At 64.8% G+C, this 26093-nt stretch carries 24 protein-coding genes and 1 pseudogene; 21 read left to right on the top strand and 4 right to left on the bottom strand.

The genetic code is table 11. The features are described from left to right. Positions 1 to 9: 9 nt before the first annotated feature. Together AWC06_RS16885 and AWC06_RS16880 are read right to left on the bottom strand one after the other, a co-directional pair. A complete protein-coding gene (locus AWC06_RS16885) occupies positions 10 to 1392 on the bottom strand; it encodes an acyl-CoA dehydrogenase family protein (RefSeq protein WP_085199168.1) in 1383 nt (460 codons plus the stop codon). Positions 1393 to 1463: 71 nt separating this feature from the next. Continuing rightward, complete coding sequence (locus AWC06_RS16880) at positions 1464 to 1880, bottom strand: WhiB family transcriptional regulator (protein ID WP_085199167.1); 417 nt, start codon at positions 1878 to 1880, stop codon at positions 1464 to 1466. A 143-nt stretch (positions 1881 to 2023) separates the two neighbouring features. Here AWC06_RS16880 and AWC06_RS16875 point away from each other — a divergent pair, with 143 nt between their 5' ends. The 6 genes from AWC06_RS16875 to AWC06_RS16850 all read left to right on the top strand — a co-directional run bounded on the left by AWC06_RS16875 (position 2024) and on the right by AWC06_RS16850 (position 6266). Beyond that, a complete protein-coding gene (locus AWC06_RS16875) occupies positions 2024 to 2815 on the top strand; it encodes a helix-turn-helix domain-containing protein (protein WP_085199166.1) in 792 nt (263 codons plus the stop codon). Then, a complete protein-coding gene (locus AWC06_RS16870; protein ID WP_085199165.1) occupies positions 2802 to 3635 on the top strand; it encodes a C40 family peptidase in 834 nt (277 codons plus the stop codon). The genes AWC06_RS16875 and AWC06_RS16870 overlap by 14 nt, the downstream gene beginning before the upstream one ends. 44 nt (positions 3636 to 3679) lie before the next feature. Then, positions 3680 to 4042: a DUF4226 domain-containing protein gene (locus AWC06_RS16865; protein ID WP_085199164.1), complete on the top strand. Its 363-nt coding sequence runs from the start codon at positions 3680 to 3682 to the stop codon at positions 4040 to 4042. Between the two features lie 104 nt (positions 4043 to 4146). After that, positions 4147 to 5592, top strand: a complete 1446-nt coding sequence (locus tag AWC06_RS16860; protein ID WP_085199163.1) for a DUF4226 domain-containing protein — start codon at positions 4147 to 4149, stop codon at positions 5590 to 5592. A gap of 45 nt (positions 5593 to 5637) precedes the next feature. Further along, positions 5638 to 5955 (top strand): ESX-1 secretion-associated protein, encoded by a 318-nt coding sequence (locus AWC06_RS16855; protein ID WP_085199162.1) that lies wholly within the window; start codon positions 5638 to 5640, stop codon positions 5953 to 5955. Beyond that, positions 5952 to 6266, top strand: coding sequence for a DUF2694 family protein (locus AWC06_RS16850; RefSeq protein WP_085199161.1), 315 nt, complete (start codon positions 5952 to 5954; stop codon positions 6264 to 6266). The genes AWC06_RS16855 and AWC06_RS16850 overlap by 4 nt, the downstream gene beginning before the upstream one ends. A gap of 10 nt (positions 6267 to 6276) precedes the next feature. On the opposite strand, the gene AWC06_RS23315 is transcribed toward AWC06_RS16850, so the two are convergent. Then, positions 6277 to 6420 carry a hypothetical protein gene (locus AWC06_RS23315; protein WP_169715370.1) on the bottom strand — a complete coding sequence of 48 codons (144 nt, stop codon included), beginning with the start codon at positions 6418 to 6420 and terminating at the stop codon, positions 6277 to 6279. A gap of 114 nt (positions 6421 to 6534) precedes the next feature. Here AWC06_RS23315 and AWC06_RS16845 point away from each other — a divergent pair, with 114 nt between their 5' ends. The 15 genes from AWC06_RS16845 (at position 6535) to eccA (ending at position 25640) form a co-directional block, all read left to right on the top strand. After that, on the top strand, positions 6535 to 7890 hold the full coding sequence (locus AWC06_RS16845) for a DUF5631 domain-containing protein (RefSeq protein WP_085199160.1): 1356 nt from the start codon (positions 6535 to 6537) through the stop codon (positions 7888 to 7890). A 49-nt stretch (positions 7891 to 7939) separates the two neighbouring features. Further along, a complete protein-coding gene (locus AWC06_RS16840; protein WP_085199159.1) occupies positions 7940 to 8260 on the top strand; it encodes a DUF2710 family protein in 321 nt (106 codons plus the stop codon). Further along, positions 8257 to 9081: a transglycosylase SLT domain-containing protein gene (locus tag AWC06_RS16835; protein ID WP_139820097.1), complete on the top strand. Its 825-nt coding sequence runs from the start codon at positions 8257 to 8259 to the stop codon at positions 9079 to 9081. The genes AWC06_RS16840 and AWC06_RS16835 overlap by 4 nt, the downstream gene beginning before the upstream one ends. A 2-nt stretch (positions 9082 to 9083) precedes the next feature. Further along, entirely contained in the window at positions 9084 to 10577 is a 1494-nt protein-coding gene (gene eccB / locus AWC06_RS16830; RefSeq protein ID WP_085199157.1) for a type VII secretion protein EccB, read from the top strand. 2 nt (positions 10578 to 10579) lie between these two features. Next, entirely contained in the window at positions 10580 to 14674 is a 4095-nt protein-coding gene (eccCa, locus tag AWC06_RS16825; protein WP_085199156.1) for a type VII secretion protein EccCa, read from the top strand. 116 nt (positions 14675 to 14790) lie between these two features. Then, on the top strand, positions 14791 to 15102 hold the full coding sequence (locus tag AWC06_RS16820) for a PE family protein (RefSeq protein WP_139820096.1): 312 nt from the start codon (positions 14791 to 14793) through the stop codon (positions 15100 to 15102). An 11-nt stretch (positions 15103 to 15113) separates the two neighbouring features. Continuing rightward, positions 15114 to 16322 (top strand): PPE domain-containing protein, encoded by a 1209-nt coding sequence (locus tag AWC06_RS16815; protein WP_085199154.1) that lies wholly within the window; start codon positions 15114 to 15116, stop codon positions 16320 to 16322. A gap of 166 nt (positions 16323 to 16488) precedes the next feature. After that, positions 16489 to 16812, top strand: coding sequence for a hypothetical protein (locus tag AWC06_RS16810; RefSeq protein WP_139820095.1), 324 nt, complete (start codon positions 16489 to 16491; stop codon positions 16810 to 16812). Positions 16813 to 16854: 42 nt separating this feature from the next. Next, positions 16855 to 17148 (top strand): WXG100 family type VII secretion target, encoded by a 294-nt coding sequence (locus tag AWC06_RS16805; protein ID WP_085199152.1) that lies wholly within the window; start codon positions 16855 to 16857, stop codon positions 17146 to 17148. 69 nt (positions 17149 to 17217) lie between these two features. Then, a complete protein-coding gene (locus AWC06_RS16800; RefSeq protein WP_085199151.1) occupies positions 17218 to 18051 on the top strand; it encodes an ESX secretion-associated protein EspG in 834 nt (277 codons plus the stop codon). 34 nt (positions 18052 to 18085) lie between these two features. Next, a complete protein-coding gene (locus tag AWC06_RS16795; protein WP_211281981.1) occupies positions 18086 to 19114 on the top strand; it encodes a MinD/ParA family ATP-binding protein in 1029 nt (342 codons plus the stop codon). Beyond that, on the top strand, positions 19114 to 20595 hold the full coding sequence (gene eccD / locus AWC06_RS16790) for a type VII secretion integral membrane protein EccD (RefSeq protein WP_085199149.1): 1482 nt from the start codon (positions 19114 to 19116) through the stop codon (positions 20593 to 20595). The genes AWC06_RS16795 and eccD overlap by 1 nt, the downstream gene beginning before the upstream one ends. Continuing rightward, positions 20592 to 22253, top strand: coding sequence for a type VII secretion-associated serine protease mycosin (gene mycP / locus AWC06_RS16785; RefSeq protein ID WP_169715369.1), 1662 nt, complete (start codon positions 20592 to 20594; stop codon positions 22251 to 22253). The genes eccD and mycP overlap by 4 nt, the downstream gene beginning before the upstream one ends. Beyond that, positions 22250 to 23782 carry a type VII secretion protein EccE gene (gene eccE / locus AWC06_RS16780; RefSeq protein WP_085199148.1) on the top strand — a complete coding sequence of 511 codons (1533 nt, stop codon included), beginning with the start codon at positions 22250 to 22252 and terminating at the stop codon, positions 23780 to 23782. Before mycP ends, eccE begins: the two co-directional genes overlap by 4 nt. 4 nt (positions 23783 to 23786) lie before the next feature. Next, positions 23787 to 25640: a type VII secretion AAA-ATPase EccA gene (eccA, locus tag AWC06_RS16775; protein ID WP_085199147.1), complete on the top strand. Its 1854-nt coding sequence runs from the start codon at positions 23787 to 23789 to the stop codon at positions 25638 to 25640. Positions 25641 to 25646: 6 nt separating this feature from the next. Here eccA and AWC06_RS23675 read toward each other — a convergent pair. Further along, positions 25647 to 26021, bottom strand: a pseudogene (locus AWC06_RS23675) (HNH endonuclease signature motif containing protein); the annotation flags it as partial. Between the last annotated feature and the right edge of the window lie 72 nt (positions 26022 to 26093).

The raw sequence follows: 26093 nt of genomic DNA, 5'->3' as shown, positions 1-26093 counted from the left end.
GATGTTCGTTCATTTGCGCGGGGGCCGCAATACTTTCATGGCGACCCGCTTCACCGGTTCGGGAAGCCGGTCTTGCACGGTCAGCGCCGCACTCGCTGCGCGAGCCCTGATGGGAGTGCCGCGGCCGAACATCCGGTTCAGCGGTCCGCCGGACGGCTCGATCTCGACGTGCAGCGGCGGACCGCCTTCAGACGCGCCCAGCGCCTGAGATATGACAATCCGCTGAATTTCACTGGTTCCCTCAAATATTGTGTACAGCTTGGCATCTCGATACCACTTCTCCACCGGGTGATCGGTGATGTAGCCCCAACCGCCCATGGTCTGGATGGCCCGCTCAGTGGCTCTGACAGCGACCTCGCTGGCGGCCATCTTCGACATCGAACCCTCGCCGCGCTCGAACGGGATCCCCTGGGCCGCCATCCAAGACGCCCGCCACGTCAGCAGCCGTGCTGCATCGATCTGAGTGGCCAGCTCCGCCAATGGAAACGCGATGCCTTGGTTGTCGATTATCGGCCCACCGAATGCCTCCCGGCGGGTGGCATAGGCGGTGGCATATTCCAGCGCGGCGCGCGCGATACCGATCGCTTGAGCCGCGACCATCGGGCGAGTCTGCTCGAAGGTACCCAACGTTGCTGAGCCCGAACGTTTTCCACCGGCGAGGGCTTCTCGCGCTTTGGCCAGTTTGTGTTCGAGCTTTTCTTGCCCGCCAAGCAGATTGGCTCCCGGAACCCGCACCCCGTCAAACCGCAATTCCGCGGTGTGCGACGCGCGACAGCCCAATTTGTCGAGTTTGCGTACGAGCTCCAAACCGGGAGTGCCCCCCGGAACAATGAACAACGCCTGACCCCGGTGGCCGAGCTCCTCGTCGACGACGGCGTTGACCACGTGGACATTGGCGATACCGCCATTGCCGATCCACATCTTGTGACCGTCGATAACCCAGTCGTCACCGTCGCGCTTGGCCCGGGTCCGCAGATTGCGAACATCGCTGCCGCCCTCGGGCTCGGAAATGGCCAGCGCGGCCAGCTTGAGGTCGCCGGGTGTTCCGAAACATTCCGGCGCCCATTCCAGCATCTGCTCCGGGGACGCGGCCTGCCCGATAGCCGAGAGCGCCAACGCCGGCATCACGATCGCCAAACCGATTCCCGCGCAACCCCAAAACAGCTCTTCCATGAACATCGGCAAGGTGAGGCCCGTGGGGTCACCGATGAGGTCACGGTAGAACAGCGGACTGTAGAAACCGCGCTCGGCCGCTTCCTCGAGCACCGGCCACGGGAACTCCTGACGCTGGTCGTATTCGAGGGCAACCGGACGTATCACGGATTCGGCGAAATCGTGCGTGCGCCGCGCAAGATCGTGTTGTGCCGCCGTCGGCGTCAGATCAAAGCCCATGGATCCCCGTTGAGTCGACTGAGGTTGTTAGTACCCCCTGTCGACCGATCCAACCAAACGGCTGCGGGTAGTCAGGCCGCCGATCTCGGCCCGGCCTGGCGGACCGGCAGGTGAAACACCGTGGCGGTGACTGCGACGGCCTCGCCCTCACGCCGGGCCAGCAGGGCTGCATTGTCGGGCAACTGCCTCGAATTGATCTCGCCGCGGGCAATCCGGCGCAAGGTTTCGTGAGCGCGAGCCAACTGTTGCCGCTTGCGGTATTGGCCGCCGGGCAGCTTGACACCCGCCCAGACGCCATATTCTTCGCGGTTCTCCACCGCGTATTGCGCGCACAGCCGCTGCTGGGCCAGCGGGCACCGGCGCAGGCAAAGCAGTCGCGCCTCAGTGGCCGACTGCTCATAGGCGCGCGCCTTGGCGGCTCCATCGCCGCCGTCGTCGTCGGCATAGCCAAACCACAATTCTGGGTTGACCGCGCAGGGATGTGCCATCTGTCCGCCTCCGCTGGGCTCAAAACGTAGGCAAAAGCGTATACGAGATGGCGGCCCTTAGGCAAGAGAAACGTGACAGAATCGTATATACCAAAGGATATGGCCAGGTCTGTGTAGTATCCGAATATGGCCGGAGCGCTGCGGTGAGCCGCGAAGCGGCGGGAGCGGCGATCCGGGCGCTGCGCGAAGCAAGGGACTGGTCGCTGGCCGACCTCGCCGCCGCGACCGGCGTGAGCATCATGGGTCTGAGCTACTTGGAGCGAGGCGCCCGCAAGCCACACAAAAGCACAGTTCAGAAGGTTGAGAATGGGCTAGGCTTGCCGCCTGGCACCTATTCGCGACTGGTTGTCGCCGCTGATCCCGAGGCCGAACTGGCGCGCCTGACCGCGGTGACGCCTGCGCAGCAGCCGCCCGCCCGGCACTCGGGTGCGATCGTGGTGGATCGCCACAGCGACGCTGACGTGCTGGAGGGATACGCCGGAGCCCAGCTGGCGGCGCTGAACTCGGTGATCGAACGGTTACCTGAGGCGACATCAAACGAATATGAGTCGTATATTCTTTCTGTGATCGACCAATGCGTGAAGGCGGAGATGCTGGCCGCCAGCTCCTGGCGGGTCGCGGTCAATGCCGGCGCGGATTCTGCAGGACGGCTGATGCAACACCTGGAGGCGTTGGAGACCACGCGCAGCGCTCTCCTCAACCGCATGCCTTTGAGCCTGGGTGCCCAATTCGACCGAGCCTGCGCACAGTCATCGCTACCCGAGCCGGTCATCGCCGCTCTGCTCGGTGTCACCGTCGAGGAGCTGTGGGATATCCGCAATCGAGGCGTCATCCCGCCGGGAGCGCTTCCGCGCGTGCGTGCTTTCGCGGAGATGGTCGAATCCACCGACGCTAGTGACGAGACCGGCTTGGGGGAGGGCAGTGAGCGGAACTGAACTGGACGCGTTGACGCGAGCGCATGAACTGTTCGCGGCCGATACTCGCGAGCCAACCCTGAACGCCGACACTGCGCACGTAGATCGATTGCTGCAGCGAGCGGCGGGGCTGAATACCGGTGGGGGACATGGGCTTTATCGGCAGTCAGTCGGACACAGCCGCGAAGCCCTGCGATCGGCCGCGACGACAGATGATGCGGTCGCGACGATCCTCGCGCACGCTCGCCAGGACCACTCCACCGCCCGCAGGCTGACGAAAAGCGTTCTCGACGAGGCCCGCGCGGATACCGCGATACCGGACACCCCGATGGCGCAGCGTGAGGCGATCCGCCGTCGGGTGACACGGTTACGCGCTCAACGCGGCCATGTTGTATCGGCGCGTCAGCAGTCCCGACGACATCGGGCGCTGTTGCGGGCATTGCGCTACCGCCGTTCGCGGCGCCGCGCACGGGTGGCCGGGCTGCGACTACCGCCGGCGAGCAGCCGTGCCGGTATCGCCGTGCGGGCGGCGCTATCGCGGCTGGGCAAGCCCTATATGTGGGGAGCAACCGGACCTGACCGGTTCGATTGTTCGGGACTGACCCAGTGGTCTTACGCGCGGGCGGGAATTCACTTGGACCGCACCACTTATCAGCAGATCTACGACGGAATTGCGGTTCCGCGCTCACAGGTGCGCCCGGGCGACCTCGTCTTCCCCAACGCGGGACATGTACAGATGGCCATCGGCAACAACCTGGTCGTCGAGGCGCCCCATGCCGGCGCGACGGTGCGGATCAGCCCGCTGGGCGGAAACGTGCAGATCCGACGTCCCTTGGGGTGACAGGAATGGTTGTTGAGCGCCGAGCGCCTGAGTACGGTCAAGCCATGACGGACCAGGCCGGGCTCTCGATCGGTGCGATCCAGGCCAAGCAGGCCGCGCTATCGAAGCAACACGGTGCCGCCGCCGAGGCCGACCGTATCATCACCGAGGCACTCGTCAGCGCGCATGCTGCAACGGTTGAGGGCCGCAGGCGCCTCGATGCCATCGCCGCCGAAATCGACCGCGCTGTCGAGAACCAGGCCCTCATGGCCGTCGATACCCCGTTGGGGGCGCGCGAGTTTCAGAAGTTCCTGATCGCCAAGCAACGTGAAATCATCGCCGTCGTGGCACACGCCCACGAGCTCGACGGCGCCAAAAAAGCAGCCTTGGAAGAGGTGCTGCCGCGCTATACCGCCTCGGCCGGCTAACGCCTGACAGGCCAGTCGTCGGTGAATTGTCGAGTATGACCCACCTGGCTACTGTCGCCAGCATGTTGGGGCCGCACAGCTACGCGTCGTCGCTCGCCTGAGCAATGGCAACGCCTAACGACGTGCTCGTCGCGATCGAGCACGTCAAGCAATGCACGGGCGACCCGAAAGCGTGGCTGAGCGGGCTGACGCCGCAAGACGCGACGGATGTGGTGACGATCTTCGCGGCAAGTCCACAACAACTCGACGGGCTGCTTGGCAGGATCCGCCGACAACATCCCGATCTGTTCAACCCGACGACCGGGGAAATGCTTTTCCCGTCACGCCCAAGTGGCGGGTGTGTCTCCGATCATCAGGAGGGCGAGGCAGCCGACGCAATCAGGGACGCCGAAGCCGCTCTGGCACAGCAGAACTCAGCAACCGCGCAGCTCGATCTGCAAGTGATCGACGCAGTGCTCAATGCGCACCAAAAGACCGCCGAGGGCAGGGAAGCGCTGAACGGTCTGCAGCAGGATATCGAGGCGGCGGTGAGAACGCGATCCGATCTGGACACCCCGGCCGGGGCGCGGGACTTCCAGCGGTTCCTGGTCGGCAAGCTCAGGGATATCCGCGCCGTGGTCGCCACGGCGAGCCTTGACGACACATCGAAGTCGGCACTGATGGCCGCGTGGACATCTCTCTACAGTGCCGCCAAGCCCGCGGACGAGGACACCGGTGAACGCCACCCGTCGATAGCCGGACCGGCAGGCTCGCCGGCCACGGCCGTCGGCCAACCTCGGACGGCACCCCCCGAACCCGCAATGGATCCATACCCCGATCCGCTGCTCGGCGAAGATTCCGGCTTGCTACCTGAGGACATGCCGGCGCAGACGGCGCAGACGGCGCCGACAGCGGGGCCGGCGCCGATGCCGAGCATCCCCTCATTTGGTGGGGGAGCGGTTCCGGGCGGGGCAGCGCTGCCCGGGGCGATGCCGACCGGGTTTCCACTGCCCGGGCCATTGTCAGGCGCTGAGCCCCGGTCGCCGAGAGAACCTGATGACGCGCTGCTGGAATCGGACGATCCGCGCGACCGGCCGTCCCCCGACACCGAAAGCGATGACCCGCCAGACCACGAGGACGCCGAACCGCAAGCTGCCAGTGTACAACCGCCCGCGAGTGGCCCAACCACGATCACCCTGCCGAACGGCGAAACGGTGACTGCTGCCAACCCCCAGCTCGCCGAAGCCATCCAGGCCGCGGCGGGCGGCGCGCCCATCGCAGATGCCTTCCGCCAGCAGGGAATCACCATCCCGCCGCCGGGGACCGCGGTGACCGACCCCGTGGACCCGTCGAATGTCGTGCCCGGAGACATCGGCATGTTCACCGATCGTCACGCGCTTGCCCTCCGTGAAAGCCGTGCGCTGCTGAACGGTCAGATCCAGCACATTTCCACCGTGAGCGGGCCCAGCTTCCTAGGCTGGGAGCACCCGCCTGCGCCGGTCGCACCGGTCGCACCGGCCAGGACGGACCCGCCCGCGCCCACCCGGCCGGCGAGCACCGGCAGACCATAGTTAAGGAATCCGGCGGCTCGCCGGCAGATCAACAGGAGACAGCGGATGGCAGATCGAATTCACGTGGTGCCCGACAACCTGCGGCAAGCCGCCGGCCACCACCAGGAGACATCCGACTACCTACGGACGGTCCAGTCGTCGCATCACGAGATCCAAGAAAGCCTGGATTCGCTGGGCCCGATCTTCGGCGAACTGCGAGAGGCCGGACGCGAACTGCTCGAGCAACGTCGGCAGTGCTACGAAGAACAGGCCGACAGCCACGCGGAGCTTGCCCACCACCTGACAACATCGGCCGCCATGTGGGAGCAGCACGATTCGGAATCTGCCGCCAAGTTCGAACGTATCCGTGACGACAGTCAATGACAGAAGCCGATCCCGCGTTCGACACCGTGCATCCGAGCGGACACATTCTCGTTCGGTCCTGCCGGGGCGGGTATATGCACAGCGTCACGCTGAGCGAGGCCGCGATGAACACCGACGCGGAAACCTTGGCGCAAGGCATCTTGCTGACCGCGGACGTCTCGTATCTCAAGGCAGTCCTGGAAGTCCGCGGTGAGATCGTCGCGGCGGGCTACACCCCCTCCGCGGAGGTACCGACGGCGCACGATCTCGACGTGGCAATCGAGAAGTTGGTGGCGCATGAACTACACCGCCGCGACGACACCGATCAATAGAGTATGAGCTTTAGCGGATCCAGGTCTTGACGGCATCACGATCCGGAACGATATCGGTCGGCGGCTCGACGGGATTGCTACCGAACAATTCTCGCGCCCGGTCAAGCAGTGCGCGTACTTCGTTTAGCTGCTGCTGCAGCCCAGAATCAGCCACGCCCTTACGCTACCCACACCGGGTTTAGTCGCACAATTCACCGCCGCGATACCGCACCGCAAGGCGGAGCAAACAGCGAAGTTGTCGATCTGAAAGTGACGGTACTCTTGGCCGGTGGCAATCTTCGGCCGGAATACGGCGCGCCAGCGCCTGCGGAGAGCTACCCGAGAATCGCTGCAGATTCCGGCGTTCAGCTCTCCGGTTGACTGCACCCCGTGGGTGACGGGGGGGTTATGGCCTGCCGAATTGTCGACGGTTACCGCTGAAACGGCCCCACTCGTCGAATATCTGAAGGCGGATTTGCAGCGGATAGTCAATGCGGCCAATGCCGAACTGGAAGGTATCAGGCGCGCGGGGATGGCCGATCCGATACGCCAGGCCGAAGAGGCTCGGGTGATCAACGATGCCCGTGCCTTTGCTGTTCGACGGGTCGAGTCGACGGTCCGTCATCTCCGCAATGCGAGGCAGGAATTCCGCAACGGATCCCGGCCCGTAAATGGTGCGGAGCCGGCGCAAGACCGCCATCGGGCGCCCACGCTCGATCGGGGCGAGAGCCGCACCGAACCGATCAGCGTGCCAGAGCAAGCGCAGCCGGCGCCGGCCGCCAAACCGAAAACCCCCGAGCCAAAATGGGTAAGGCCAACGTCCCCGTTCGACACGGACGACACCGAGGTGCTCGACGAGATCGCCACGGTCCTCAAGGATTTCGCGAAAATCACGGACCCTGCAGTTGAGGAACCGCCGGCGCCACCGACACCCGCTCGCCACGCTAAGCCGTCAGTCGATGAAGCTCCGCCTACCCCTGCCCCGGAACCGCCTGCCGGATCCGACTCCGATCGGGAACAGTTGGATCGGCTCCTCAAGTTCGTCGCTCGTCAGGAGTCGGGGTTGCGCTGGGCGATCGGCAACCGCGACGACGGCAGCACGGTGCTGGTGACCGACCTCGCGCACGGCTGGATACCACCCGGGATCACGCTGCCCGCCGAGGTCACGTTGCTGGTCCCGGAGCGGCGCACCGGCAACGCGAAGGCCCTCCTCGGACAGACGACGTTATCGGTGAGCTACGCGCCCGGCGACGCGCTGGGGTGGGCTACCGACTATGAGGAAACGGACACCTCGTCGCAACCCAGGGAGTTGCCGCCGGTCGACGACCTGGGCTGGGCCCTGACCGAGGCCACGCACTGGCGCGATGGCCTGCCCCGGATGGTTCACACGTTGGCCAAGGCGGGGGCGGCCGGAACGGGAGTGGTTGACGTCGAGCTCGACGTGCTGCGGGTCCACCTGGAGATCGCGCGCTACCACCTCATGGCGCAATACCCGGATGTCGATCCCGCGCTGCTGCTCAATTGCCTGCTGCTGGCAGCTACCGAGGGCATCGCCACAGGGGACCTGATCGTCGCGAATTATCATTTCGCCTGGTTCCAGATGCTGAGTTCTCCACCGCCGAGCAGATGGGCGGCAGGCGAGTGACCTGTGCAAAGCATGAATTGACGCTGGTCGGAGGGGTCGAGATACTGCCATGGTGTCGGGATCGGGCGGTCGCGTGCAGCTAAGCGACAAGGATCTCGTCGAATCGGTCCTGCGCGAGCTGAGTGAGGCCGCCGACAAGTGGGAAGCGATCGTCGAGCAGGCCCAGACAGTCACGTACAGCGTTGATCTCGGCGACATTCGAGCGGTCGCAAATTCGGATGGCAGATTGGTCGAATTGACTTTGCATCCGGACGTCACGGCCGGCTACACCCACAGCGAACTCGCCGACAGGTTGAATCTTGCGATCGCGGCGCTGCGGGAAGAGGCCGAAGCGGAGAACAAGGCACGCTACGGCGGAGCCGTCCAGTGACGGTGGATCCACTGACCCACCACGCGCTCCAGTTGCTGGCGCGCGGGTACAACCTGTATGCCGGTCAGCGCCTCCACTCCGGATTAGCGGACCCGCCGGAGCAACTTCGGCATCGTGCGGAACGGCTCACCAGGGTGTCCGGCGGTGAGGGGATGGACGCCGCGGCCCGTGCAAGCCTGCGAACGGCCGCGGGCCTGCAGCGGATTGCCGCCACCGACACCCAGCTGGCCGCCGTGCTGGCTAGTGCGCGCGCTGATCACACGCTGGGACGCCAGGGCACCCGACGGGTCCTCGACGACGCGCACGCTGATCCGATCCCGGCGGCCGATACCCCGCTGGGACGACAGGAAGCATTGCGGCGCATGGCGGTTAGGCTTCGGCGGCAGCGGCAATACGTCCGCCGGTCGCAGCACAACTCTCACCTGCTTACCCGCCGGATCCGTGCTATTCGGTACGAAAAGTCCTTTACGCCAGGCCATGTCAGGCAGCGGATCGCCGCAGCGCTGGATCGCAGGGGCATCTCCGACCCGGCCGCGCGGCGTAACTGGCTACGTGGATACGAGACGCTGATCGCCAGGGAGTCGGGCGGGCGCCCAGATGCGGTCGGGCCAGGCTCCGCTCGCGGCATCGCCCAAACGATTCCGGCGACCTTCGCGCACTACCACCAGCCAGGAACCTCGACCAACATTTACGATCCGGTCGCCAATATCTGCGCGTCGATGAACTACGTGATCCATCGCTATGGCGTCAGCCTCAGCGGCGACAACCTCGCCGCGCTGGTGCAGCAGGCGGATCCGCATCGACCGCCGAAAGGATACTGACGATGCCACTCAATTTGTCGAACCGAGACCAGAATTCGGGTCATCTGTTCTACAACCGCAGGCTGAAAGCCGCGATCACCCGGTTCTCGGTGCGGATGAAGCACGACGACCGCAAGCAGCAGGCGGCGGTGGCGCTGTCGATGGTCTTCGTCTTGATCGGCGTCGGCTGGATGGCTCTGCTGCACATCATGAAACCCGCCGGGTTGGTGGGCCAGTCGGCGATCATCGGAAACCGCGACACCGGAGCGGTGTACGCGAAGATCAACGGCCGTCTCTACCCGGCGCTCAACCTGACGTCCGCCCGGCTGGCCGTCGGCAACGCTACCGCGCCCACCTGGGTCAAGGAATCCGAGATCGCCAAGTACCCCACCGGGCCGATGATCGGCATTCCCGGTGTGCCCGACAGCCTTACGGTTACTCCGAGCGCGGTGTCGGCGTGGTCTGTGTGCGATACCGCACCCACCAGGGGAACCGTGACGCCACCGTTGGTGACATCGATCGCCGGTGAACTTTCCACGGTGGGCCGGGCGGCTCCGATGGGCCCGTCGCAGGCCGTCCTCGCCACGCACCAGGGCGCCACCTATGTGATCTGGGGCGGGCAGCGCTCGCGCATCGACCCCACGGACCGGTCCGTGACTTTCAACCTCGGTCTCGATCCCGGCGTCACCCATCCGATCGAAATCTCCAACGCTCTCTTCGATGCCATGCCGTCGACGGAACCTCTTGTGGTACCCGCGATCCCGGAGTCAGGTACACCATCGAGATGGCTGCCGGGCTCGACGGTCGGCAGTGTGCTGGAAACCCGCGACGCCAAGGGCACTGTCACGGGCTTCTATGTGCTGTTGCCCGACGGCGTGCAGAAGATCAGCAGCTTTGTGGCCGATCTACTCCGCACCGCGAACGCCCAGGGCTCGCCCACACCGAAGTTGGTCTCGCCGGACAAGCTGATCCACATTCCCGTCGTCGACGTGCTCGATGTCAACTACTACCCGTCGGGCAAGCTGGATTTCATTGACACCGCGGCGAATCCGGTGACCTGCGTCGCGTGGCAGAAACAGTCCACCGACCCGCAAGCGGCGATCAGAGTCTTCAGCGGGCGAGGTCTACCGGTTCCGATCGGCATGGATGTTCGCCTGGTCCGCCTGGTCCGCGATGACCGCCACCCCAATTCGGTGGAGGCCGACCAGACATTGGTGCTGCCCGGAGCTGCGAATTTCGTCGCGACGACGAGCGGCGTGGCCACATCCGAGAGCCGTGAAAGCCTGTATTGGCTTTCACCGCAGGGCGTTAGGTTTGGGATCCAGTGGGACAACCCGACCCTGCAGGCGCTTGGGTTAGATCCACACAATGCCGTACAGGCGCCGTGGCCGATCGTTCGCACCTTTGCGCCAGGCCCGGCGATCAGCCGTGACAGCGCGCTGCTGGCACACGACACCATCACAGGCGGCGGCGCGGTCGCCCCTGTCCCGGAAGCCAATTCGCAGGCTGGAGGTTAGGCATGTCCAAACGCGGTTTCGTAAGGGGACCACGCAAGGCGCCGCCGACAGTTCCGCCGGTGCGGGTGGCGGTCGCTCCGCCGCTGGCGCTGCCGGAACGCGAGCCACGCAACATCCTGCTGATGATCGCGCTTCCTGCGCTGCTGGTCGGCATCATCGGCACGCTGGTGGTGATGTACACCTCCGGTGTCCGGTCGCTGCAGTCGGGGTTTTTCCCGATGGTTGGTCTCGCGGGGTTCGGCGCGCTGATGTTCAGCGGCCGGTTCGGCCGAGGGCGGCGAATCTCTTGGGGCGAACAGGAAAAGCAGCGCCGTATCTACCTGCGCCAGCTCGACGAGGACCGCGAAGAAGTGCAGCGCGCCGCCCAGGAGCAGCGCCGCAGCCAACTGTTCGTGCACGGCGACCCGCAGAAGCTGGACACCGTGATCGGCGGTCCGCGGATGTGGGAGCGCCGCCCGGGGGACGCGGATTTCCTTGACGTCCGACTCGGTATCGGGATTCAGCAGGCGAGCGACTCAGCGGTATCGCTGCAATGGCCGGAAGTGCCGATCGGGGAGGAACTGGAGCCGGTCACCGGTGGTGCGCTGCGGGATTTCATCCTCGAGCAAAGCAAAATCCGCGGCATCGGCAAGGTGCTGAGTCTGCGCTCCAAACCCGGGTTCAGCTTCATCGGAAACGACCCCGGCGCACTGCACCACCTTGCACGATCGATCCTGTGCTCGCTGGCGGTCTATCACAGCGCCAACGACCTCAAGATCATGGTGGTCACCCGTCATCCCGAACTGTGGTCGTGGCTGGTATGGCTGCCGCACAACCAGCACGACGAGATGTTCGATGCCTGCGGTCTTCGCAGGCTTGTGTTCGCCTCGCCGACCGAATTGGAGGAAGCGCTCGACGCCGAACTGCACCGCAAGGGCCGCGGGCCGTGGACGCCGCCGGTAGGTACCAGCCCGACGTCGATGCCCTCACCAATGGAGTCGCCGGGTTTGACGCTGGGGCCGCACTGGGTGATCGTCGACGACGGCGTCGGCACTCCCGAGCAGTGGGAGGGCGTCACCGGCCAGAAGGGTATGGCCGGCATCACCGTGCTGCGGTTGGCGACCCGGCCGGGTGTCGGCGTCGGTTTTGCGGACGAGGACCAGCGGTTCGAACTTCGCGAGGGCCGGCTTTATCACCGCGACGCGTTCTACGCGGTGGCCGACATGCTCGCGGAGAGCACCGCCAACAGGTATGCACGCTCATTGGCGCGCTGGTCGCCGATGAGCGCGGGGGAATTGTCCGAAACCGACAGCCAGGCAGGCGAATTGCTGCGGGCGCTGGGGATCGGCGACCCGCGCCAGCTCGACGTCGACCGGCTATGGGCCGAGAGCCGCGGTCGTGGTGACCCGAAGTGGGCGATGGTGCCGGTCGGGGTGAAGCCCGGCGGCGAGTTGCAGTACGTCATCTTCCGCGCGAAAGACTTCGGCGGGTTTGGTTTTCACTCCGTGGTGATCGGTACATCCGGCTCGGGCAAGTCGGAGTTCTTCCTTTCGCTGTGCAACGGGATCGCGCTGACGCATTCACCCGAAACATTCATCGTGATCTTTGTCGACATGAAGTTCGAATCTGCCGCCCAGGATCTCGAAGGCTTGCCGCACGTTGCGGGCTCGCTGTCCAACCTGGGTAAGGACGATCGGCACCTAGCCGAGCGAATGCGTAAAGCCATCAATGGCGAAATCCACCGGCGCTACCGACTTTTCAAGGAAGCCGGCGCGCGTGACGCCAACGAGTACGAAGAGATGCGGCTCGCGGGCCGAGATCTGGAACCGGTGCCCGTTCTGTTGGTCATCATCGACGAGTACCTGGAGCTCTTTCATCATCACCAAGAGTGGATACAGCTGGTGATCCACATCGGGCAGGAGGGCCGCGGCTGCAACGTGTTCTTCACGCTGGGCGGCCAGCGCTTGGATCTGTCGTCGCTGAGCAAGGTCAAGAGCAACATCGCGTTTCGGGTGGCGCTGCGCGCGGAGACAGCAGAAGACTCGCGCGACGTGATCGGTAGCGATGCCGCACTGCATCTGCCGTCGAAGGAAAACGGGTATGCACTGCTCAAGGTCGGCCCGCGCGACCTCGAGCCGTTCCGGTGCTTCTACTTGTCGGCGCCGTTCGTGTTGCCGAAGAAGGTTACGAACGTCAACAAGACGGTCGATGTGAGTTTCTCCCAGCCGCGACCGCTTACGTGGGAGTACCAGCCGCTCAGCGCCGAGGACACCGCAGCGCTGGCGGTGGCCGACGAGCCCGAGGAACCCGACGAATTCCTCTTCCACCCCGACGGGTTCAGGAAAAAGAAGATACTCGACGTCATCCGCGAATCACTTGTGTCACATCCTGCCCGGTTGCCGCACCAAATCTGGCTTCCCCCATTGGAAGTCAGTGAGCCGGCGGCCGCGCTGGTGGGGTACTGGCGGGGCAAGCCTTGGCACGTCGACTACGGGCAGAACCCGGGCCTGACCTTCCCGATCGGGATTGTCGACATTCCGGAAGAACACGCGCAACGAGTACATGTGATCGACGCCGAGATGGACAACGTCATGGTGGTCGCCACTGCTCAGCGCGGCAAGTCCACCACATTGATGACGTTGATGACCTCCGCCGCGCTGATGTACCGCCCGGAGCGGGTCACATTCTTCTGCATCGGGGCAGCGCTGTACCCATTGGAGGACCTGCCGCACGTCGCGGGCGTCGTCAGCCTGAACGACACCGAAGGGGTGTCGCGCACCATCGCGACGATGGAGGGTTTGATCCGAGCCCGCGAGGCGTCGTTCAAGCACTACCAGATCGACATCTCGGAATTTCGCGAGCGCCGCTTCGGGGCGGCTGGCGGTGGAGGAACCGACCCCAACGACAAGTTCGGTGACGTCTTCCTCGTCATCGACAACTACGGCGATCTCTATGAAAAGGATCCCGGCATTGGTGATCGCGCGATCGCCGTTGCCCGCCAAGGCCTGTCCTATGGAGTGCACGTGATGACGAGCGCCAATGGCTGGTTTGTGGGTCAAAAGCAAGGGTTGCTCACTGTCTCGAATGCGCGCATCCAACTCCGGCTGAGCAACCCTGACGAGTCGCAAATGGGGACCTCCATCGAGCAGCGCAGGGCCGCTCGCAACACGCTAGACCGCCCGGGATTCGGACTCACCCGCGATGGGCATGAGCTGCTGGTCGGGGTGCCCGAAGTTACCGGCACCAAGGGCGAACGGGTGGGGACCCGCGGCGTCGGGTCGCTGATCGCCGAGGTCACCGGGACCGGCAAGGTAGAACGGCTCTCGCGCCTGCCGGAGCGCGTGCCGCTGAGCCGGGTCATCGCCGGTTTTGCTGACACGCCCGAGGCGGCGGACCCATTGAACATCCCGTTCGCGCTCGGTGAGAGCGCACTCCAGCCGGTCGCGCTGCCGACCAGCATGCTGCCGAACCTGCTCGTGGTGGGACGCCAACTGTGTGGAAAGACCACCACCCTGGCAGCTATCGGTCAGGCGATCGTCAGCCGGTTCAGTCCCGAGCAGGCACAGATCACGATCATCGACCCAAAGACAACGCTCATCGGCAAAATCCAGGGTCGGCATGTCCGTGCCTACGCTTATACGGCAGACGACATCGATGCCGTGATCGGTGAACTCGCGGCCGCGCTGCGGGACCGCCTGCCGCCGTCTGGGCTGAGCCAGGAGGAGCTACTTAACCGGAAACCGTGGGAAGGTCCACACCACTTTGTCCTGATTGACGATGAACATGAGCTGCGACCCCACAACCAAGTAGCCAAGCCCGCGGCCACCGCGCCGCTATGGGCGTTGATCGAACGCAGCCGCGAGGTCGGTTTGCACGTAATTGCTGCCCGGTCGCCGGGAAACTGGGCGTCGCAGTCGGTGATGAATCCCTTCCTGCAGAAACTCACCGGCTCGCGGTCACCCACGTTGTTCATGGACAACGATCCCGCCAGTGTGAAGGTCTACGCCAGGATCAGTGCGCAGCAGCTACCGCCCGGCCGTGGCCTCCTGGTTACGACCGATGGGGAGATCGAAGGAGTGCTGGTGGGTGCTCCTGAGGCTCCCGAGCAGGTGGATTAGGTAAATTGCGCGGCGGCGTCGGTTACCGCAGAATTCGTGTGAATTGGCCACGCAGGAAGGCCTTAAGCTCAGACCACTTGCAGTGATGGTCCGCAGGACGACCTAGGGGAGTTGATGTGACTGGTTTCCTAAACGTAGTTCCGGAGGCCGTGAACGTGTCGTCGGTCACGGAGATGGTGATCAGCGGTGATATGGCCGCCAACAATGCCGCCGGGGCTGCCGCGCTCACCGGGACAGTACCCATGGTGCCCACGTCGGACGACGCGGCGTTCTCGTCCATGCTGAACGGGGCGGGCATGGCCTACCTGGGCTCGGTTGCGGAACATGTTGGACAGCGGGCTGCCTATGCCGGTGGACAAAGCCTCGCCTCGATCAGCTATGTGGTGAACGACCTGCTCAGTGCCGTCAACGTTTCGTCGATCATTTAGCAAGGCGCGATATGCCCGACCCGCTATGGTTCGGTCCGCCCGAAAGCGTTGCTGCCCTCCTGGAGGGCAGCAACCCGTCGACCGTGATCGCCAATATCGCGGCATGGCTCAGCGAGGCCGTCAGCCACGAAGTGTCCATGGGGGTATCGATTGCCAATGTCGCGGCGACCATGGAGCAGTGGATAGGCCTCGGCGGGGCCGCCTCCGCGTTGAAGGGAACCGAACTCAACTTCGCCGGGTTGGCGCCGATGGTGGCGCACTGCTTGAAGCACGTCACGATCGGGCAAGCCGCGGTGGAAGCCAACACCATCGCGAGATCAGCGGTGATTCCCGCGGCGGTGTGTCAAAGCAATCGCGACGAGACGGCCGCGCTGTACTCGACCAACTTCTGTGGTTGCAACACGCCGTTGATCGCCGCAAACGAGGACCTGTATTACAACGGATTTTGGCCCAACAACATGAGCGCCGGTTTGGCGTATGCAAGCACGCTGACCACCTTGATGGCGGCAATAACGAGTACCCCCCCGCCCATCACACCGATGGGAGCGTCACCTGCGGCTGCGGCTGCGCCGGCGGAGAGCGTCGCGCAGACGGCGGCGAAATCCGGACTGCAGGCATCGTCTGGTCTCGGTGATGGGGCAGGTGAGGCCGCGTCCCCGGCTTCTAGTGTGACGAATCAGTTCGAGTCGATGCTGGGCCCGGCGCAGAGCCTGTTCTCGAGTGCATCTGAACCGATGAACCAGTTCGCGAGTGCCCCAACACAGTTTTTCCAGAACGCATCCCAGAGTTTCTCGAGCCCGCTACAAGCGCTCATGGGCATGTTCCCGGGGGCGATGTCAGGCGCGAATCCGGCAGAAGCTCTCCCTGCGGAGACTGTTGCCGGACCGATAGGCGCGGGCGGCGGGGCCGCCGGCAGCCTGGGCTCGGGGGCGGGCGCTGTCGGCGCCGGGTATCCGGGAGCAGGGCTGACCAGCTTTACCCGTCCCGCGAGCACGTTCGAGCCAGAAACCGCGGGCCGACCAACAGGGTTGAGGCCGGGCGGTTTACTCAACGCGGCCGATGTTCGCGGCCCGACCACCACAGCGCCGACGGGCGGCGGCGCGATGCCGGTGTCGCCGGCAGCTGCCGGGATGTTGGGTCGTGAAGGCGCCAATGCGGACAAAGACAAGGTGACACATGCGCGCATTGTTGTCGACCGTGATGAGCAGGACCCCGATTAATGCGCCGAGGCCGCCATGACCAGATTCCGCCGGGCCGATTGCGAGGGTCGGTTCCCGGGGCTAGGCGGTGATGCCGGAGAGTGACAAAAGGGTGAAGTGACAACCGCCGCAGACCACTTAAACTACCTCAGTACGCCCGGTCGGAAAGACCACCAGAGGAGGAGAAATGAGCAATCCACTAAATATCGATGCCGATCCTGTATTGGCGCGCCAGCACGATTTTTTAAACTCGCTGGATACCTTTTGTGCTACTGCTAAGACCTTTGCCGACCGGGTAGAGGGCGCGGCCGCATTTTGGAAGGGCCAGGCGCGAATGGCCGCGTATAACACCGGTATTGATCTGCACGGTCGCCTGAAGGATGTACACGCATGGGGTATGACGTTGGTTCAGAACGTCGGCCAGAACGTTAGCGTTATGCACAACAGTGACTTGGATAGTGCGCAGAGTTTTAATGCGCTCGGAGGCGGCGACACCGCCATTAGCACCTAAATATCTCGAGAAAACCACTAGAGCTAAGTGAGGTTAATCAATATGACAATACAGTGGGACTTTGCATCAGTCTTTGACCATGCCGCTGAGGTAGCAATCTTCGCGCAGACGCTGGACGAGCTCCGCACCGACATGCTGAACAAGGCCAATGCGCTGGTCGGCGACGGGTCCTATCAGGGTCAGGCGCCGGAGGCCTTCCTGGCGGCTTTTACGCAGATGAGCCAGCAATCAGAAAACGTCATCGCAACGGTGCGTCAGTACGGTCACACGATTGGGAGCACCGGCCATGACACGCAAACTCTCGACCAGGCCGAGATGCACAGATTCTCCTGCTGAAGCCCGGGTTGTACTTCGGGCTGGGGCGCACGCGGGCGCGTGCGCCCCAGCGGTTTGATTGGGATAGACGTGTTAACCACCACAGTTGACGGGCTGTGGGTACTGCAAGTACTCACCGGGATTGAGGTACTGGCGCCAGAGTTGGCGCTGCGGCCCATACTGCCCAGTGTCGAGACAGCGCCTATGGCGCTTGCCCATCCGATCGCCGCCGAGCTCCGTGCTGCCGGCGTGATCGATGAGTCCGGGAACGTCGATGCCACCGTCGTTGAGTGGCTGACCGTACTTGCCCGCCGAGACGTCGCGTTGCTGATGTACGCCCAGAGAACTGATGACGACGCCCCTGCGAAGGCGATTCTCGCGCGCTTCGCACAGTGGTGGGTGGTGATGGAGCGATCTGAAGAACTCATCCGCATCAGCGGCGCCGGCACGTCGAGCAGCGAATCTGCGGCGAACGACGTCGTTATCCGGCAGATCGAGCGGCTGTGTGGAACCCAGGAGCCCGCGCCGCTCCAGCCAGTGACGCTGGACGTCGACGAAGTGATGGTGGGCGTAAACAGCCGAGAAACGTTGCGCAAGCAGCTGTTGCGCCAGCAGGTGGACGCCGATCAGCTGCAGATCCTGATGTCGGCCGCCGACATGCGCCGATCGGCGCGGGCCTTCATCGTCGCGATCCAGTCCGGCGTGGACACCGATCAGCCCACCCGCAAACACATCGAGCAGAGTGTGGTCACCATCGTCGATACCCCTGAGGGCAGGCTCGTTGGCGAGCATTTTGTGTCGAGTGGCAAGAGATGGATGATCATCGCGCCCGGCACCGCGAGCAGCATCGCCTCGGCGGTCAACCAGATGGTGAGGCGTCTGCCCGCAAACGAGGAATGGTATTCGTACCGAAAGGTTGTGTAAAAGTGGGTATGGCGCGCATGTTAGCATCGGCACCGTGACAAATCCGTGGAAAGCGCCGCCGAATTCACCGGAACAAGGCAGGCACACGCCGAGACAAGCGTCGGTTCCGCGGCCGCAACACCCGGAATCCGTCTCGGGAACATTGCGCATCTCCGATATGGTCGCTCCGCGCAAAATCCCGCCCGGATCAGGGTGGCGCAAGTTTTTATACAACTTGTCGTTTCACGCCATTAATCTCGGTGAATCACCGGGCGAACGCCATTACCGCGAATTGCAGGACCGCATCCGCCGCCACATCCGCAAGCAGTACGTCATCGGGGTGGTTTCCGGCAAGGGCGGTGTCGGCAAAACCACGTTGACCGCATGCATCGGTGCGGTGTTCCGTGAGTGCCGGCCGGAGAACGTGGTCGCCATCGACGCCGCGCCTGGCTTCGGGACGCTGGCCGGCCGGATCGATGAATCCCCTCCGGGTGATTACACCGCGGTGTTGAACGACACTGATGTCCAAGGCTATGCCGACATTCGGGAACACTTGGGGCAGAACAGCTTAGGGCTGGATGTGCTCGCCGGAAACCGCGCCTCCGACCAACCGCGCCCGCTGGTGCCGTCGATGTTCGCCGGGGTGCTGTCGCGGCTGCGTCGCACCCACAACGTCATCGTGGTGGACACCTCTGACGACCTGGAACACCCGGTGATGAAGGCGGTCTTCGACTCCTGCGACACGCTGGTGTTCGTATCGGGCCTGACTGCCGACACCTCGCTGCCGGTCACCCGCGCAATCGATTTGCTGCGGTCAATGGGCTACCACGAATTGGTGTCGCGCAGCATGGTCATTCTGAATGACAGCCGAAACAAATACGACCCCGACGCGCGCGCATATCTCACCGAACGCTTCGGGCAATCGGGTGCGACAGTCGAATTCATGCCTTATGACCCGCATCTGGCCAAAGGCGGAATTATCGATACGCAACATGAGCTGAAAAAGAAAACGCGTCTGCGGTTATTCGAGATCACCGCGGCACTCGCCGACAAATATATTCCGGACGCCGATAGGCCACATTAATGCCGAAGGTCGCATTTCCGGCGCGTTGCGCAGTTGCGGTGGTATGTGGCGAGCACCTCGTCTCCCAGGTGTATCCGGCCTCGGTGCCGGTCGAGGTGTTCATCGACAACATCGTCGAGCTGCTGAACGACGAACTCAAACGCCGCGGCCTCGCCGGGCTCGAGCCGGGCGCCGGCTACGAACTTCACAAGGCCAACGGCGTGCGCCTGGACGTCACGAAAACGCTCGACGAGTTGGGCGTCGAGGACGGGGCCACCCTGGTACTGGTCCCCGCAGTCGACGGCGAATCGTTTGAGCCGCAATACGAGTCCTTGTCCACCGGACTGGCCCGCATCGGCAAAAAACTGTTCCAACCCGTCACCGCCGATACAGCGGCCCACACCGCGCTCGCTGTCCTGGCAATGGTCTTCGCGGCGGTGCTCGGGCTGGCGCTGCGTAGCCGTACGGCCAGCGATTCGATAGTGCCGAGCAGCGTGACCGGCGTGCCCGGACTTCTTGCTGCCGGTGGCGCGGGCGTGGTGTCGCGGTGGTGGCCGCATCGCGGCGACATGCTGGCCGGGTTCGCATGGCTTGCGATGCCGATGCTCGCGGCGAGCCTGGCCATGGGTGCTCCCGGCGACCTCGGTGCCGCACATCTTTTCATCGGGGCGCTCGCGGTAGGAGTGCTTACCTGCGGCATCGCTGTGATGACCCGACGTCACATCCATGTGGCGGCGACGATCGTGACCTTGTGTGCGCTGGGCGGTGTGGTCGCAGCGGCGCGGATGTGGCGGCCGGTTCCGGCCCAGTGGCTCGGCATGTGCACGCTCGTCGTTTTGTTGTTCTTGCTGACCCTGGCGCCGACGATTGCGTTGTGGGCGGCTCGGATCCGGCCACCGTATTTCGGGTCGATCACCGGACGCGATCTGTTTCGCCGCAGCGCCGGCCTGCCTGCCGACGCGGTGTCGCCGGTGGACGAGGCCGGCGACGAGGAGCTGAGCCCTGACACCACCCCGCGCGGGGCGCAGATTGCCGCTGCCGCCGTGCGTGCCAACAACGTGCTGACCGGAATCTGCGTTGCTGCCGGCCTGACCCTGCCTGCCGCGGTGTGGGCCACGCTGATGCCGGGACGAGGCCGCAGTGTCGGGGCCGCAGTGCTGGCGGGGCTGTTCGTGCTCATCTTCATTAGCCGCGGAAGGGCATTCGCCGACAAGCGGCAAGCCATTGCGCTGGTGTCGGGAGCCGTTGCCGCGGTGTGCGTCGGCGTCGTCAAGTACGTCCTGCATGAGCCACCGGCATCGGCCCAGTCGGCGCTATGGGCCGCGGTGGTACTCGCCGGATTCGGCGCTGCCGGCCTGGCGGCCGCGCTGTTGGTGCCCATCACCAGGTTCACCCCTCTGGTGCGGATGATCGCCGAATGGCTGGAAATAGCCGCGATTATCGCCGCCCTTCCGCTGGCGGCGTGGATCGGCGGGCTGTTCACCTGGGTGCGGATGCGATGACCGAGCGGGGCGGGAATGCATCAGCGCCGCGGCGGATTTCCGCGATGGCGCTCGCGGGCCTACTGGTCGGCTTGTCGGCGGGTCTTCCTGCGGCGCAGGCGATTCCGCCGCCGACCGTCGACCCTGGGCGGGTACCCGCGGACGGCAAGCCCGGTCCGGACCAGCCGATGCGGCAAAGCAATATCTGCGCGCGGACCATCACTGTCGCCGACCCGAACGTGGCCGTCACCGCTCCCGGCTTCACGATGCTCAACGTCAGCAAGGCGTGGCAGTATTCGACCGGTAACGGGGTGCCCGTCGCAGTTATCGACACCGGTGTCAACCCCAGCCATCGCCTGCCGGTGGTCCCCGGTGGGGACTACATCATGGACGGCGACGGATTGCTGGACTGCGACGCGCACGGCACCGTCGTCGCCTCGGTGATTGCCGCTGCGCCCCAAGGCATCCCGATGCCCGCCCCGATGCCCGCCGTACCGGCATTTCCACCGCCGGCCGGCCCACCGGCCACCGACGCGGCACCGGCACCGCCCGGCGGACCACCACCCCCGCCCGCACCGCCACCGCCCCCCTCGCCAGTGACGATCACCGAAATCAGGCCGGCGCCGCCACCGCCACCTCCGCCACCGGCTGATGAACCGGCTAACGCGCCGGGGGATCCGGCGCCCGGAGCGCCGGAGGACCCCGAGGTGCCGCCACCTCCGCCGGGAGCACCGGACGGGGTCGTCGGGGTGGCGCCGCACGCGAGGATCATTTCCATCCGCCAGTCTTCGCGGGCCTACGAACCGGAAAAGCCGGGCGGCGGCGACATGGAGGCCCGCAAGAAGGCCGGCACCATTGCCACGCTGGCCAACGCCATCGTGCATGCGGCCAACGTGGGCGCCAAGGTGATCAATGTCAGCGTCACCGCCTGTGTGCCGGCTGCTGATCCGTTGGACCAGAGCGCAATTGGAGCCGCCGTCTGGTACGCCTCAACCGTGAAGGACGCCGTGATCGTCGCGGCAGCCGGCAACGAGGGCGAAGACGAGTGCGCGCAGAACCCCGCCTTCGATCCGCTGGACACCTCCGATCCCCGCGACTGGCATCAAGTCAAGACGGTGTCCTCGCCGTCCTGGTTTTCCGACTACGTGCTGTCGGTGGGTGCGGTGGACAATACCGGCGCACCGATCAGCAAGAGCCTCGCCGGGCCGTGGGTGGCCGCCGCGGCCCCCGGGGTGGGAATTATGGGGTTGTCTCCGCAAACCGGTGGGCCGGCCAACGCCTACCCGCCGATCCGCGCGGGTGAGAAAAACATGCCGTTCTGGGGGACGAGCTTCTCAGCGGCCTACGTCAGCGGAGTGGCCGCGCTCGTGCGCGCGAAGTATCCGGGACTATCCGCGCATCAGGTGATCAACCGCATCCTGCAGACGGCGCACAACCCACCGCGCGGTGTCGACAACCAGGTGGGCTACGGAGTGGTGGACCCGGTCGCGGCGTTGACCTTCAATGTGCCTCCGGGGGACCGAGTTGCGCCCGGCGCGCAGAGCCGGCTGATCGTGCCGGCGGCACCGCCGCCACCGCCGGATCACCGTGCCCGCAATGTCGCATTGGTGTTCGCCGGCGTCGTGGTGGCCGCTGTGGTGATCGCGTCGCTTGTTGCGCGGGCTCGGCGGGAGCGATGACGGCCGCGACGAGGCTGGCGGTCATCGTCGGCGTCCTGGCTATTGGCATGGTTGGGTGGGCCGTTGGCGGATACCCCGGCGCCGCAGTGGGTTTGACGCTCGGTGTGGCGGCCGGCGTGATCTGCTGGCGTGGTCAGCCGTTGTGGTCGTGGCTGATGCTATGGCGGCGACGCCGTCGCGCGATTGTTCTCAGTGAACCGATCACGGTGGCCAACGACCGTGCGGGCGGCGGGGTTCGGTATCAGGACGGCGTTGCAGTGGTGGCCGTGCAGCTGCTCGGCAAGGCGCATCGGCCCACCCTGTTCACCGGCTCGACGGCGACCTATACCGAAAACACGGTCGACGTCGCCGACCTGCTGCCGCTGCTGCACCAGAGTCTGGGTTTGGCGATCGACTCGATCAGTGTGGTCAGTGTGGGCGCCCGCCGGCGTGCTACCGGCGACTATCCGCGGGTCTACGACACGTTGATCGGCACGCCACCCTATGCCGGACAGCGTGAGACCTGGCTGGTGGTGCGGATCGCATCTTTGGCCAATGCCGAGGCGCTGCAGTGGCGCACATCAGTGGGCACCGCGACGTTGGCGGCTGCCCAGCGAATCAGTGCGGCGTTGCGGCAACACGGTATTCGCGCCAAGGTGGCGACCGCCACGGACATCGTCGAGCTGGAGCGGCGGCTGGGTGACTCCGCACTCAACGCGCGAAACCAGCGTTGGCACACCGCGCGCGGCGAGGGCGGTTGGCTGACGACCTACTGGTATCGACCGGACGACATCACCGCGGAGAATTTGGCGCACGCCTGGTCGCTGCGCGCCGACGGGATCATCCAGAACCTGACGCTGTTCGGTGACGGCAGTATCACCGCCACGGTGACCGTCCGCAGCGCACAGCCGCCGACGGCTCCGCCGAGCGTCATGCTGCGGACCTTGCCGGGCGAACAGGCCAGTGCATTCGCGGCCAACCTGTGCGCGCCCCTGCCGAGGCTGCACGGTATTCGCAGCGGCGTTTTGAGCGGGCCGCTGATCGTTCCGATTGGACCCTCCGGTGTGCTGCTGGGCAAAGTCGATGCCGGAAACCGGCTGATGCTGCCCCTTGACGACCCAGGAGAATTCAGTCGTGTCCACATTGCCGCGCAAGACGCGCTGGCCAAACGAATCGTGGTGCGGTTGGCCGGAGCCGGTGAGCGGATAACCGTGCACACTCGCGACGAGCAACGCTGGGCAAGCGTGCGGATGCCTGATATCGCGGTGGGTAGCCGGGTCAGGCCCATACCCGGTACAACGGTCAGCGTCGTCGACGGCACGCTGACCCCCGCGCCCCGCCCGAACACCCTGATCTCGGTCGGGGAGCCGGGGAAGCCCTACCGGGGGTCGGCCGATGTGGTGATCACCCAGGTCGGCCCGGCGACCGTGGACGTGACGGCGGCCGGAGAACTGCACACCGTCGAGGTCGAGTTGTTCCGTGCCGAGAATCGCTACATATCCTCAGAGCCGACAACCCTGAGGACAGCCGAGCTCGAACCGGTGGACTAGACGAATGACCAGCAGCACTACCACGGCCGCCGCGCGCAAGCGGTTCGATCAAGCCATGGCGTTGTTCGACACCGACGTCGCCGCCGCGCAGGCCCGGTTCCGGGAGGCCACGGAGATCGACCCATCGATGGCCGATGCGTGGCTGGGCCGAATCGCGGCCGGTGACGAGTCGCTGCAGACATTGCAGGAGCTGTATGCGTACGGGGCGCGGCTGCATCGGGAAACCAATCGGCTCGGCGTCCGCCTGTCGGCGGCGATCAAAGCCGGGCCGTATTTGTCCATCTCGGTGACGGAAGCATCGCATGCAGGGTTGGCGCTGGCCAGCGCTCTTGTCGATGATGGCCAGTACGAGAAAGCCGAAGCGCTGCTGGATGATTCGACGTTGTTGGACACCTGGGAGAACCACCAGTGGCAACAGTATGTGCGGGCGTATCTGATGTTCGCCACACAGCGCTGGCCCGATGTGATCTCGGTGGCAGCCACGATATTGCCGCCGCAGGCGATCATCATGTCGGCGGTCACGGCGGGCACCAACGCGCTGGCGGCTCACGCCGCGGCCCACCTCGGACAGGGACGGGTGGCGCTGGATTGGGCAGATCGCGTCGATTTGCGCGCCGGCCACCGTAGTCCCGTCGAAGCTCGCCGCCACCAGCTGAGCGACACCGCGGTGACGGCAATAGATCCGAGCGAATTCCCCTTGATCGCAGCAGATCTCGCATACGTGCGAGGCATGGCTCACCGCCAGCTCGATGAGGAGGACAAGGCCCAGATCTGGCTGTCGAAGGCGACGATCAACGGCGCACTGATCGAACCGGCCAAGCAGGCGCTGGCCGATCCCCATCTGCAACTGGTTGTCACCGACGAGGACACCATCAACACCCGGACCAACAAATGGGACGTCAGCACCGAGCGGTCGCAGCAGCAGCGCCATGAAGAGGAAAACGAAGAGCGGCGAGAAGAACTCTTGGCAGAAGGCCGCGCACTGCTCAACAACCAGGTCGGGTTGAGTGAAGTCAAACGAGCAGTGGCCGAGATCGAGGACCAGATCGAGGTCCGCGCCCTGCGGATGGCGGCCGGGCTGCCGGTGACCAATCAAACCAACCACATGCTGCTCGTCGGCCCGCCCGGTACCGGTAAAACGACGACGGCCGAGGCGCTGGGAAAGATCTACGCCGGCTTGGGCATCGTGCGGCACCCGGAGATCATCGAGGTCAAGCGGGCCGATTTCTGTGGCGAGCACATCGGGGCGTCGGGTCCGAAGACCAACGAGCTGATCGCCCGCTCGCTGGGGCGGATTCTCTTCATGGACGAGTTCTACTCGTTGGTGGAGCGCCACCACGATGGCCGCCCGGACATGATCGGCATGGAGGCGGTCAATCAGCTACTCGTCGCGCTGGAGGTGCACCGTTTCGATTTCTGTTTCATCGGCGCGGGGTACGAGAAGGAAGTCGACGAATTCCTCACCGTCAACCCCGGTTTGGCGGGCAGGTTCAACCGCAAGCTGCGGTTCGAGTCCTACTCTCCCGATGAGCTGGTCGAGATTGCGATCCGCTACGGCGAACCGCGCGCGACCGTCATCGAGCCAGCCGCACGCGAAGCGCTGAATATGGCTTGCAAGACGCTGCGGGCTTATCTGGCGCCCGACGGCACCCACGGTATCGACGTGATGCAGAACGGGCGCTTCGCCCGCAACGTCGTCGAACGCGCCGAGCGGCTCCGAGACTCACGAGTGGCCGCCCAGCACCGCACCGACAAGGGCTCGGTGACCGTCGAGGATCTTGAGACGCTGCGTACACAGGACATAGTCGCCGCTGTGGCCGACGCATGCGCGGAAAAGCATGTGCCCATACAACTTTGACTCACGCTAGAAGGGTGGGGGTTGGTTGCGTTCGGCGACGTGGGCGTCGTTGAGTGCGCGTTCGGCGTGGATGCGTTTAGCGCGGTCTTGCTCGCGGGTTCGGCGGCGTGTGGGCATCATGATTGTGCGGTCACCAGGTGGTCGCTCCGCCCTTGGCGCAGTGGGTAATTCGCCGGTGGGCAGGCACAGACTCGGAAACAGCAGACGACTGCCCGGATGGGTGGTGTAGGTGTGCCCGCTCGGCGATGTCCAGATGACCGTGCCGTCGGGCAACTGCTGGTCACGCCATGCGGTCCAAAAAGTCTTGAGTAAGTGATGTTTTCGGCATAAACATTTCAGGTTGGAGGCATGAGTCGGTCCCAGCGGGTAGGGCAGCGTGTGGATGCTCCTATGCAGCGTCAAGAGCCTCTGGTTTTCGGTTTAGGTCGGCTTGGAGTGCCCGATACAGTTCGC

It is taken from the genome of Mycobacterium fragae, from assembly GCF_002102185.1.
GTDB classification, from domain to species: domain Bacteria; phylum Actinomycetota; class Actinomycetes; order Mycobacteriales; family Mycobacteriaceae; genus Mycobacterium; species Mycobacterium fragae.
The sequence above is the reverse complement of the archived record's forward strand: the minus strand, read 5'-3'. Positions and strand labels throughout refer to the sequence as shown.